At 60.1% G+C, this 11,363-nt stretch carries 9 protein-coding genes and 1 pseudogene; 4 read left to right on the top strand and 6 right to left on the bottom strand.

The genetic code is table 11. The features are described 5' to 3' along the window. From AC0L2U_RS34300 to AC0L2U_RS34285, 4 genes are all read right to left on the bottom strand, one after another. On the bottom strand, nt 1–711 hold a 711-nt coding region (locus AC0L2U_RS34300), incomplete at its 3' end, for an ArdC family protein (protein WP_473603640.1). A gap of 789 nt (nt 712–1,500) precedes the next feature. Then, nucleotides 1,501–3,921, bottom strand: a complete 2,421-nt coding sequence (locus tag AC0L2U_RS34295) for a bifunctional diguanylate cyclase/phosphodiesterase (RefSeq protein ID WP_473603639.1) — start codon at nt 3,919–3,921, stop codon at nt 1,501–1,503. A 344-nt stretch (nt 3,922–4,265) separates the two neighbouring features. Further along, nucleotides 4,266–6,215: a putative bifunctional diguanylate cyclase/phosphodiesterase gene (locus AC0L2U_RS34290; RefSeq protein ID WP_473603644.1), complete on the bottom strand. Its 1,950-nt coding sequence runs from the start codon at nt 6,213–6,215 to the stop codon at nt 4,266–4,268. 519 nt (nt 6,216–6,734) lie between these two features. After that, nucleotides 6,735–6,923 carry an ArdC family protein gene (locus AC0L2U_RS34285; protein WP_473603638.1) on the bottom strand — a complete coding sequence of 63 codons (189 nt, stop codon included), beginning with the start codon at nt 6,921–6,923 and terminating at the stop codon, nt 6,735–6,737. On the opposite strand from AC0L2U_RS34285, the gene AC0L2U_RS34280 reads away from it, so the two are divergent. The 3 genes from AC0L2U_RS34280 (at nt 6,874) to AC0L2U_RS34270 (ending at nt 9,167) form a co-directional block, all read left to right on the top strand. Then, nucleotides 6,874–7,194 (top strand): DUF1173 family protein, encoded by a 321-nt coding sequence (locus tag AC0L2U_RS34280; protein WP_473603637.1) that lies wholly within the window; start codon nt 6,874–6,876, stop codon nt 7,192–7,194. The two genes, AC0L2U_RS34285 and AC0L2U_RS34280, sit on opposite strands and share 50 nt — an antisense overlap. Before the next feature lie 585 nt (nt 7,195–7,779). After that, a complete protein-coding gene (locus tag AC0L2U_RS34275; protein WP_473603636.1) occupies nt 7,780–8,403 on the top strand; it encodes a DUF309 domain-containing protein in 624 nt (207 codons plus the stop codon). 299 nt (nt 8,404–8,702) lie between these two features. Then, nucleotides 8,703–9,167 carry a Ros/MucR family transcriptional regulator gene (locus AC0L2U_RS34270; RefSeq protein ID WP_473603635.1) on the top strand — a complete coding sequence of 155 codons (465 nt, stop codon included), beginning with the start codon at nt 8,703–8,705 and terminating at the stop codon, nt 9,165–9,167. A gap of 524 nt (nt 9,168–9,691) precedes the next feature. On the opposite strand, the gene AC0L2U_RS34265 is transcribed toward AC0L2U_RS34270, so the two are convergent. Both AC0L2U_RS34265 and AC0L2U_RS34260 read right to left on the bottom strand, forming a co-directional pair. After that, nucleotides 9,692–9,994 carry a DUF982 domain-containing protein gene (locus AC0L2U_RS34265; protein WP_473603633.1) on the bottom strand — a complete coding sequence of 101 codons (303 nt, stop codon included), beginning with the start codon at nt 9,992–9,994 and terminating at the stop codon, nt 9,692–9,694. 499 nt (nt 9,995–10,493) lie between these two features. Beyond that, on the bottom strand, nt 10,494–10,757 hold the full coding sequence (locus AC0L2U_RS34260) for a DNA -binding domain-containing protein (RefSeq protein ID WP_473603632.1): 264 nt from the start codon (nt 10,755–10,757) through the stop codon (nt 10,494–10,496). Between the two features lie 522 nt (nt 10,758–11,279). Between AC0L2U_RS34260 and AC0L2U_RS34255 the strand changes: the two are divergent. Then, a pseudogene (locus AC0L2U_RS34255) lies at nt 11,280–11,363 on the top strand (co-chaperone GroES); the annotation flags it as partial.

Here is an 11,363-nt window from a genome sequence, read left to right as displayed (position 1 = left end):
GGAGAGGTCGCGCGCAAGGCGCGTCGGGTGGCCAGTCCAGTGGCCAAGCTCGTGAAAGCAGGTCCGGTAATAGTTGACCTGCTGAAAGAAGGCCGGTTGCGGCGGCACCTGAATGAAGTCGCTGCCCGGCATGTAGAAAGCGCGATCGCCACCGATGCGGACATCCGCGCCACTTGCATGAATGAGCGCTTCGGCCTGCGGGATGATCTGGCGCTGCGGCAGCGGATCGGCGGCGGCATGGAGATGTTCGGGCAGGTTATCGCACTGCGCGACATTGAAGACGGTGAAGCGCTTCAGGTAAGGCACCGCCTGTGGTTCGTCGCCGTCGACCTTGGCGCGTTGCTTTTCGTTTTTCGGAACAAAGCGGTCGGCGTGAACGATGGTCGTGCCGCGCTCGCCTTTCCTGACATTGCCGCCAAGGGCAAGCGCCTGCCGGAAGGTCAGCCAGTTCTGGCTGGCATAGCGGCGCTCGATGACCGCGCCCCAGAGGATCAGGATATTGATGCCGGAATAGCGGCGCTCGGTGGCCGCATTCCTGGGCAGGCCGAGGCCTGCCTTTGCGCTTCCCCAGGGCTTGACCCATGGCACGATGCCGCGCTCGAGCTCGGCAATGATGCGGTCGGTGATCTCTTGATAAAGGTTGGCGCCTGCGCGCCCGCCCCTGCTTGCGCCAGCCTTTCGGCTGCCGGAACGCTTGTTGGTTGAACGCATGCCCTGGTCCTCCGCTCGCCAATCGCGCCCTCCCCCGGAAGCGGGGTGGGCGGCGAAAACGACCGGAAAGACCCGCCGTGAAAGGCGGACCGCATCCGAAGGACCGGAACGGAGAGGAGGACCCGAAGCGCAGCGAAGGGTTGCGGGACGCCGCGGCGGGCCTAGAAGGGAGAGCCGCCCACAGCGCGCCACCGGGGAAGGCCACCATGAAAACCACGCCGGCCAATCGGCCGGCGGCCGTCAGCAGCCGCCAGGCTGCCCGAACCAGGGGGCGAAGCCGGATGGCCGAGACCGCCCGAGCCTGCCGAGGAAAAAGCGGGCTCGGTGCACGAGCACCCGGCGCGCGCCTTCAGGCGCGCGGGCGCCACTCAGGTCCGCGATCACTGTAGCGGCGGTTGTCGATAGCAATTGCGTATTGTATATTGTCAGCCGCTGCCATGTTTCGCTTCCGAGCCCCCCGGTCAGGCCCGGCGCGTGCTGACTAGCCCGCCAGCGGGCGGTCTATCCCAATTGCCGCAGGTGACTTGGCGTCAAGACTCAGCTATGGGTGCGGCGTACACTCCCAGCTAGCCGGCGTCCATTTCAGGCAACCTTCACCAAACGGCGCCGGCCCTTCTTCCTATTCGTCCTGCCAGATCTGCCAACGCCGAGCGCCGGAGATCCACTCGCGGCTCTTGCACTGCTGGCATCGAACCTCTTTCCTCCCTCGGTGATCGGGATCTTCCCGATCACCGAGGCTCGAGCGGCTCGTAGCAGCGCATGGCGAGCAGCGTGCGACCCGCTTCCGCACTAAGCCGCGCTGTTCTTGATCACGCGCAGTTCGTGGTTCCCCAACCGCCGGGAAGCGGCTGCCCTAGCATTGCCGATCGTGTGCTGAGCGAAGTCGGAAATCGGGCAAGGTCGGCCGAGAAGATAACCCTGGATCGCATCACAGGCTTCTCCCCGAAGGAAAGTTAATTCCGCGTCGGTTTCGACGCCCTCTGCCAAGACGGGGAGCTTGAGACCCCGGGCGAGGCCAAAGACAGCACGCATGACGGCAGCCGCCTCGTCGCTGCTATCTACCGCCCGCACCAGAGACTGGTCGACTTTGATCTTGTCGAACGGGAAGGCCCGCAGATTCGACAGCGACGAGTACCCGGTGCCGAAATCATCCATTGCGATTTGGACCCCAAGGCTTTTGAGCTGGCGCAGCGCGGCGAGCGCGCGCGCCATGTCCTTGATCAGGCAAGTTTCGGTAATTTCCAGCTCGAGGCGGAATGGATCGAGACCGGTCTCTTTCAGCACTGCCTCGACCAACTCGGACAAATTCCCGCCATGGAGTTGCATGGCCGAAACGTTGACGCTGATTGCCAGGGGTTGTTGCCAGTTTGCCGCTTCGGCGCAGGCTGTCCGCAGCACCCATTCACCGATCTTCAGAATGGCGCCACACTCCTCCGCGATCGGGATGAACACCGCAGGCGGAACGGCGCCGCGTTCGGGATGATCCCACCGGAGCAACGCTTCGAAACCGAAGATCTCGTTGGACAGGAGTTCCGCCTGCGGTTGATAGACCAGGTGCAGTTGTTTGCGCGAGATCGCATGACGGACGTCGTGCTCGAACTGGCGACGATCGCGCAGAAGCTCACCCATGGACGGCTCGAAAACGCAATAGACGCCCCGCCCCTGCACTTTGGCCTCATAGAGCGCGGCATCGGCATGGCTCAGAAGCGTCTCCCCATCGGGTGCATCGTTCGGGAATACAGCGATGCCTATGCTGGTGCCGATCGTGACGCCGGCGGGCAGGTTGGCGCCTGAGTCGTTGAATGCGTCCAGGATGGCTTCAGCTGTGCGCGTCGCATAGCCCGCGCTCGGCAGACCGGGAACAATCACAGCGAACTCGTCGCCGCCCAAGCGCGCAACCATTTGCCCAGGCTTGAGGGCGCCCCGGATCTTCTCGGCCACACACTGCAGCACGGCGTCTCCGACAAGATGGCCGAAGAGGTCGTTGATCTCCTTGAAGCGGTCGAGATCGAGGAAGAGCACGGCAAGGCACCGCTCAGTGTCGAGATGTGCCGTAAGCTCTGCCTCCAGCTTTTCGTTGAAGCTCGTGCGGTTCGGAAGCTTGGTCAAGGGGTCGTGGTGGGCAAGGAAGTGAATTTCCTCCTCCGCCCGCTTGCGCCCGCGAATATCGCGCACGGCAAACACCTGATGCGGCTTGCCGGCATAAAGGATGCTGTGCCGGATCAGCTCCACGGGGACCATGGTGCCATCCGTCGCGCATAGTTCCACCTCCAGCGGCGTTTGCGCGGTGCCCGTGAGTTCGCCTAGGGAGGCCGTGGGAAAGAAGGACCTGAGCGAGCGTCCGACCGGCTGCGAGCCGTCGACGCAGGCAAGCGCGGAGAAACTGCGATTGGCGGCCACGATCTCGGTTTTTTCGCACACGATCAGCCCCTCGACGGCCGCGTCGACCAGCTCCTGCATACGCGCTATCTCGCCGGCGCGACGGAGATCACGCACATCGAGGGCGAGGCCGATGATGGCCAAAAAGATGATGACGACCGAAACGAGGGCTACGCCAGCCGCCATCCAGTCCGCGGGCAACGCCGTTGCGGAAACAACAATGCGCGGGTCTGGCATGATTGCCGCCGCGCCCATCGCCGTGAAATGATGGCTGCAAATCGCGACTGTCAACACGAGAGCACCGAGCGCCTTCCACTTGACCGTGTTGGCGTAAAGGGCGACCGGCAATGCGGCCGCGCCGAACAGCCCACCAAGAATGATCGAGGCGGCGACGAGCGGCACATCCCAGACGACGCGACCCGCGATCTCGAATGCGGCCATGCCGGTGTAGTGCATCACCGCGATGCCGCCTCCCACGATCGCACCGCCGATCCAGCGTCCCTGTGGAACGCGTGGCGAGATGCCGATCGTGAGACCCGTGCCGGTCAAAGCGATCGCGGCCAGTAACGAGATGATCGTCAAAGCGATGTTGTAGCCGCTCGGTATGGCGGGCTGGAAGGCCAACATGGCTATGAAATGCGTCGACCAGATGCCGAAGCCGGTGGCGACCGAGGCGACCGCTAGCCAGATCCGTCGCATCTCGCTTTCACCGCGCCCGACATGGTGAAGCAGATTCACGGCCGTGAAGGAGGCCAGGGCGCAGATAAAGGCCGCCAGCGCAACCAGACGCAAATCATGCTGCGTGGCAATGCAAGTGTAGACTTTCAACATGCTCTTCCCCCAGGCAGGATTATCACCCGCTGGGGAGAAATCTACGGCCAAAACTTGAATAAAGCGCTTAAGCGGGAAATCCGGTTTGAATCATTGTCGTCTCTCAAACCCGCTCAAGCCGGTGATCTCTGCGCCCTCAAAGGCGATTAGCGGCCTAGCAAAGCTCGTCTTCTTGCCGAGCCGAGCGGAATTCCGGCCGCGATCGCGAAATCTCGACGAAATGCCTTCTCGACGTGCCGCGCCAGCGTCACATACGTGGGCAAAGGCCAAGGCGGCCGTTCTCATAGAAATAGGAGGCAGCCAGACCATCACGGGTTAAGATGCCGGTCCTGCTATTCAAACACCTAGCTCCTGACCAACTGCTTCGCAGCAATGCCAGGAATGTCGTCAATCCGGTCAGGTTTCCCGATTAGATAGCCTTGAGCTTCATCACATCCGACGTGGCGCAGGTAGTCGAGCTGGTCGAGAGTTTCCACGCCTTCGGCCGTTACCGCAATTCGAAGCTCATGCGCCAACTCGACCAATGATCGTACAATCGCGGCGCAGTCCGCATCAGTCAGCATGTCCTGGACAAAAGATCGGTCGATCTTGAGCCGCGAAAGAGGCAATTTGCGAAGATAAGTGAGCGACGAATAGCCGGTGCCAAAATCGTCAAGAGCAACTGTGACAGACAGAGAACTCAACGATTGTAATAACGAGATCGTCTCTTCAAAATTCGAAATCAGCACGGTTTCTGTGATTTCGACCTCGAGTCTTCGGGGCTCCAAACCGGCTTCAGCCAAGGCCGCCACAATTTCATGCAGCAAGGCCTTGTTCTTAAGCTGCATTACCGACAAGTTGACGGAGACCCGCATGTCGCGCGGCCAGCGCGCCGCTGCCAGACAAGCCGTTTTGACGACCCAGTGTCCGATGGCGTGAATCAAACCCGTTTCTTCAGCGATGGGTATGAACTCCGAGGGAGAGATCGTGCCAAGGGTCTGATGCTGCCACCGCAGAAGCGCTTCATACCCCCGGACGCTATCACGTCCGAGGTCGAGAAAGGGTTGGAATGCGAGCCAAAGCTGGTCGTTGGCCAGCGCAGATTTCAGATCGCGTTCGAGGACATGGCGCCTTGTGGCAGCTTCGTCGTCGTTTGCGCTGAAAAACTGGATGGAGCCCGCCCCCAGCGTCTTGGCCCTGTATAGTGCGGTGTCCACGCACCGCAGGAGTTGGTTGGCATCCAAACCGTCAGCGGGAGCCAAAGCGATGCCTATAGAGGCCCTGCAATATAGTTCGCGCCCTTCGATCAAGAATGGGTCGCGCATGGCATCTACGATCTGTTTGGCCAAGGACCTGATTTGATCTGGCCTGATATCGCGCGTAGCAATTATTGCAAATTCGCCGCCCTCCAATCTGGCAATGCCATCGCTCTCCCGCGTCGATCTCCGAAGTCTCGCAGCCACTTCGACCAAAAGGGCATCCGCCATGGCTCGGCCAAAGCGATCATTCACCTCGGCAAAATTGTTAAGATCGAACAAAAGCAACCCACAGTGCTGGTCAAACTCCTTTGCGTCCACCAGCGCGTTCTCCAGCCGCTCGTTGAAGCTGAACCGGTTTGGCAGTCTCGTCAGAACATCCCTGCGAATGGCATTTTCGCTTTCCGCCTGCAGAATCAAGCGCTGAGTAAATTCGAAGGCGTGAGCAAGCACGGCACGAAACAACGTGATGGCGTAACTCACCATCAGGATTGCGACGGGCAGGTTGACCGCGTCTTTCACCCACACGATCGCCACCGCTGAACCGACGAAGATCGGCAGCGTATACGCGATGGCCGCAATAGGAATCGTGTAAAACGAAGCGGCGCCGCCCGCGATCATCCCCGCGCTCAGGCAGGTAATCACGACCTGGGCAGCACTTGTTGCCCCGCTGAAGAACAGAACGGGAAGTGCTCCCCACCATGTGCCGAACAAGAAGGCGTTCCGCACCAGGTTTTGCGTTGTCCGGCGAGACACCGACCTTGGTTTGACGGACTGAAATGATGATCTCGCTCTCAGGCCGACGAAACCCGCGGCGGCGATGATCACACTCGCCCAGAGGATGGCTTTGGTTTGCTCGGGCGAGCCCCAAAACGCCGCGACAAAAGTGGCCGCATTGAGGATGTTCGCAACCATGCCAAGAAGCGTGTTGCGAAGCACGATACTGACCTGCTCCGCCCTGATACGGCCGGCAAGTGGTTCGATCGTCGAGGGCCCGCCAAAAACACGCAGGTCTCCCGCCAAAAGGTCACCGAGCCTTGCGGCAGACAGACGCTGCATCACTCTTTCACTCCCGCCCTAGAGTAGTAGCTGCGTGTTGGTCTCCTAGCATGGAACAATTGGGAAAAAGTAAATTTCACCGGCAAATTTGGACAGCCCAGTTGGGGAAACCAACGGGCTCCGGAATTCGAAGATAGTGAAAGACACGATGCTCCCCATCCGGGCTGTCGCGACGCAAGCCTAGGAGTTCTGCCTCAAGTCTGTTGCCGGCCTACGTGAAGGACTTGGCCTTGTTACCTTCCGAGACCCACGTTGCCCTAATCCGATCGCTGGCTTCACGGCCGCGATGTCCTATCTATTTGCGTCCCCACAAAGGGGGCCGCCCGGTAGAGGTTCCTGGTTGGAGCGTGGCTCGGCCACAACGCTACAGCCCGAATGCGCGCGCGGGGCGCTTCAATCTTCGGGGCCGTCGCCCGCCATACGAGGATACGCCCCGACGCAGGGCGTCGACTTGTCATCAGCATCGCGCCGACCCGCTCGGAAGCCAAACTGAGGCGGTTCCGTGTCCGCCAGCAATCTCTACCAGGCAAGGGCGGCGCCGGTCCTCATATGCCGGACCGCCACCTGCGCTCCGGCGTCCTGCCATTGTCGATAGGTGCCCCACAAGCCATCGCGGTAACCGTTGACCATGGCTGCGATCCACAGCGCCACGGCGTAGATGGCACTCTGGGGCGCGGACGAGGCATCGCATTTGATTGCGATTGCCACCTTCGGGTTGACTCCGGGGGGCTGGCGGTGGTCGAGGAAATGGCCGTCATGGTTGTGGCGGAGAATTGGGTGCCGTACGACTCCGCCTATGAAAAGAAGCTGGCGACGCGCTTGCCAGGACAAGGAGCGAAGCGTCAAAGCACTACGCTGTAATCTGCCGGTGGATAAGCCAGCCGCGACATCGATATTGCAGATACAGCCGCGGCCGGTTGGCCATTATGTCGTGCCCCCTCTTCCGATGATGCGTACCAGGAAACGCTGGGCGAACTGATCGCATCGCAACCGGAGTTCGATTCCTGGATCTGGCGGACGGCCGATAGTGACATGCCGGCTTTGCCTGGTCGGCAAGACGGTGGGTCCGCCATATGAAGACGCCGCCGTTCGCGGGCGCTGGCACGCCGGCGAGAATTTTCAGCTACCCTATTTTATCATCCAATTCGCTCGCCTGAGCGGATCTTCCCAGCAAATGTGTGTCCGCCCTAGATCATAGAGGGGCTTGCAGTCCAGCTCGTGCGGCCGATCACTCCCACTCGCAAGTTGGGCGGATCAAGCCATGTTCATAGCCGCTGATGAGCCGCTTCATCGCTTCTGCGCAAGAAAAAGGCCGGGCTTGCAGCACCCGGCCGAGCAAGAGGTCAAAAAGCTCCAGAGGAGAACGCGCCGGACGCAATGGGAGGAGAACGCCCAACGCACGCTGGCATATAGGTCAGCAAGGATGACATCTCAACGACATGCCAGTAGACCACGAGGCCTGATCATCTTGGTGCACTGAAGCTTGCGAGCCCGGGCGTTTGCCCAAAACCTCATTTTTTGCCTAGGGGCGCTCTGGAGTGATCATCCGTTCAGGATGTCATGGGTGTGCTATACGGCTTTGATGGCTATTGGTTCGATGTTGCGCCAGCGTTGGCTGCCGGAAAAGAGCTTTCCACCCTATGCGTATCTGCCGGGCAGGCAACCGCATCCGGTGCGTGATCCCGCAGGACACAGCTATAATAGCGAAGCCATGCGGTTGACCACAGAGGTCTCGCTTGATTCCGACACATTCCTCTGGGGTCTCGACCTCTTCAACCATGGCTATTACTGGGAAGCCCATGAGGCATGGGAAGGCCTGTGGCAGGTTGCAGACCGAGGCGCTCCGCTTCGGACGCTCTTCAAGGGATTGATCCTGTTATCGGCGGCCGGCGTGAAGATCCGCCAGGGCAAGCAGGCGGCGGCAATGCGTCATGCCGGACGCGCCGCGGCGCTCCTTCGTCGGCTGATGAAGACGGCCGATCATGGCTTCGAGCGTGGGCTCGGCATGTCACCCGCAGCGCTCGCCGAACACGCCGAAGCCGCGGTAAGGACCCCGGCAGCCTTGCAGGCGACAGCGCTCGGTCAGCCACAATCCGTGTTTGAGTTCATTCTCGGACCAAGCTCCGGCGGAAGCCCGATCAGCCGGCAACAAAGACAAACAATCCTCCGGAGAAGACGCCAGGGATAGACCGGCCTCGTTGGGTCCAAACGTACTAACGAACCACGAATGTCGGGTTTCGTTCACCTGGCCGTATTTTCGTGTCCGCGGAAGTTCGTCACGTTGCTTTCGGAATTACAAAAGCTCAATACGGCATGGCTGCATATACGGTTCCGGCGCCTGGCAGCCGAAACGATGTCCGGGGCGGAACGCTGTTAGCTATATCTTATGGCGATGCTTATGCTGCCGAGACATTTATTGCCTTCAGCCACAACCATCACCATGTAACGAGGCTTCACCAGCTGCCTTCAAGCCAACCGGAGAATTTCATGACAGAAGAAGCCGACCACAGCCTCGACGCCCTCATCGAGCTTACCGCCGATGTCGTCTCAGCCTATGTCTCGAACAATCCGGTCCCTGTGGGCGACCTCCCCGCCCTGATCGGCCAAGTACATGCAGCCCTGAAAGGAACCGCCGGCAGCGTTTCCGCAGAACAGCCGCAGGCTCTCAAGCCTGCTGTTCCGATCAAGAGGTCGGTGATGGCCGACTACATCATCTGCCTTGATGATGGAAAGAAGTTCAAATCGCTAAAGCGCCATCTGTCGACCCACTATGGCCTCACGCCGGACGAATATCGCGCCAAATGGGGCCTGCCGGCGGACTACCCCATGGTCGCGCCGAACTACGCCGCAGCGCGCTCGGCCTTGGCCAAGACCATGGGGCTCGGCCGCAAACCGAAAGACTCGCAAACGCCGGCGCCGGCGACGCGGATCGGCAAGAAGATCACAGCCTAACTTTATCTCTCGAGGGTCATTCTGGAGCGCGCAGCTGCTATCGGCATGATCTGCGCAGAACAGGAAATGGCGGGGGACCAAACCACGCCATACTCGTCTTCTTTTGCTCTTGCCGGGGACGCAGAAGAAAATTTCAGCCAGCTTTGCTGAGGTACCGGCAGAGGACATGCCAGTGCGGCGGTCCTGTTCGATCTCATAGTTGATAGAACGTAGTCGGCCGGATGCGCAGACGAAGATTCAAATCACCATTGGCGGGATGGAACCGAGCGAAATGCAGGGGCAAATCCGGTAGTTAGCGAAACCAGTTCGGGCGCGCTCGCTACGTTCTTGTGCTATGGCGGCCCAACCCGGACAACAACCGGCCTCTCAAATCTCCTCAAGCCGGTCATCTCTCCGCCCCCAAAGACGATCATAGGTCAAGAGCCCAGTTCCACTTCTTTGCCGAGCCGAGCCGGTCCGCTGACCTGAATGTCGACAATGCCCTCTTGACCCGCCCCGCGCCAGCCTCGCAGGAGTCGCCGAGCCTAGGCTCGCTCTTTTCCGTTGCCCGACTTGCAGGCAGCGAGCCATTGCATGGCGGAGGTTGCATCCTCCAATATAGCGGCCCGCTTCGCGAAGCCGAAAAAGGTATTGCGCGCTGCACTTACAGGCTTTCGCCCGTCGTATGCATCATAGCATGCCTTTAGGGCGGCTTCGTGGACCAGGTCTCTGCGATCTGGTGGCCATTCATCGAGGAAATCGACAGCGCCCGCAAGACTGGCAATCTCTTGCACGATGTATGCTGCACGTCGTACGAAAAGTGGGCTGCTGAAAGCTTCAGAGTTCATCGATCCTCCCGACCTGCTGAACAGTTGGTGCGTGAACAGGCACCTCGTCGACATCCGCGACCTAGCAAAGTGTGTTATCAGGGCGATGACGATCTCAAGAGAAAATAGCGGCGTGATGTCCCCCACGCGAGCAAGCCGGCTAGCGCCGGTCTGCCCAGCGAGCGACACGGTGGCGGCTCTGCTGCCGCGGTGAATCACCAGATGGCATAGCTACATGGTCCCGACGAAGACCATTGGAACATGGTCCGGCTTTGACCCGCCAACAGAACACGGCTTCATCTTCTCCGCCTTAGCTGCGCCGGCCAGGTATGACGAGCGGCCGCTGACCTGCATGGCCACGCCAGACGCGTCGGCGCAGCGAATATTCTGCCTATACGAGCAGCGGGGTTTGACAATGAATAGACCTATCCCGCAGGCCCGGATGTCATGCCATTCTTGTGGCGGACGGCCGTGTTCACGTCTGAACAAGCAGCGTGGGTCGCCGCCCGTTCACCCTTATTTACGCGAACAATTCCTTGTAACCGGTGGTCATCATCCAGTTCGCGCGATCGAGATGGCTTCGCGCTGCTTTTCGCGCGCGCACCGGCTCTTCCGCCGGATCGATGCCGAGGATGACCTGCGCCATCTCCTCATAACTGGCATCGTCGGCGGAGGCGTCCAGGAACCTCAAGTAGGTCTTGAAGTGCTCCTTGTCGTAGGCGGTGAGGCTGTCCGACCAAGGGACTTCGTCTTGAAGACCTGGTTCAACGTCCGTGTATTTCATCACGATATCGGGCTCCGGAAACAACTGGTCGAAGATTTCGCTTCGATAGGCTACCCGGACCGAGGGGAATATCGTCCTCGAGGCGACATTCCGATCATCGTCTGCAAGTGCCCGCTCGAAGCGAGAACGCTCCTTTGGCGATGCAACTCTAGGTTAGGGATGAACTGCTAAAAGCTCAAGACTGTTCGGCTGGCGTCGATACCCGGCCGACTGCTCGGCCGTTAATTTCACATAATTTCACATTCCAAATAAGACACAAAAGTCGGCCCATAGCTTACGGCCGAAACGCGTCTGGGCATTGGGATGCGCCGCAATGGGAGCCAGGCTTCCGGCCGATTCCAAATCTTTTGGCTCTTCGGCCGTCCGCTCATCCGCCTTGACCAGTACGAACCTACAGCCTATCTCATCGGCACGTTAGCACTCGTCCTTGCTGAGTGGTAACCGCAGGTCCGGACAGCCGGGCTTTGTAGGTGTCCGGCTTCGCCGGACGGTGTTTTCACCACTCTCATCGAGGAAGAAAAAATGGCACAGTCGAAGTTCCGCCCGCTTCATGACCGCGTGGTCGTTCGCCGGGTCGAATCCGAATCCAAGACCGCTGGCGGGATC

The sequence above is a fragment of the Mesorhizobium sp. WSM4808 genome (assembly GCF_055811675.1).
This window is presented reverse-complemented; position numbering and strand designations above follow the sequence as displayed.

What these genes read in the sequence shown, in the direction of transcription:
- AC0L2U_RS34295 (WP_473603639.1), bottom strand. Translation starts at nt 3,921, where the DNA reads ATGTTGAAAGTCTACACTTGCATTGCCACGCAGCATGATTTGCGTCTG.
- AC0L2U_RS34290 (WP_473603644.1), bottom strand. Translation starts at nt 6,215, where the DNA reads ATGCAGCGTCTGTCTGCCGCAAGGCTCGGTGACCTTTTGGCGGGAGAC.
- AC0L2U_RS34280 (WP_473603637.1), top strand. Translation starts at nt 6,874, where the DNA reads ATGGCACTCTGGGGCGCGGACGAGGCATCGCATTTGATTGCGATTGCC.
- AC0L2U_RS34270 (WP_473603635.1), top strand. Translation starts at nt 8,703, where the DNA reads ATGACAGAAGAAGCCGACCACAGCCTCGACGCCCTCATCGAGCTTACC.
- AC0L2U_RS34265 (WP_473603633.1), bottom strand. Translation starts at nt 9,994, where the DNA reads ATGAACTCTGAAGCTTTCAGCAGCCCACTTTTCGTACGACGTGCAGCA.
- AC0L2U_RS34260 (WP_473603632.1), bottom strand. Translation starts at nt 10,757, where the DNA reads ATGAAATACACGGACGTTGAACCAGGTCTTCAAGACGAAGTCCCTTGG.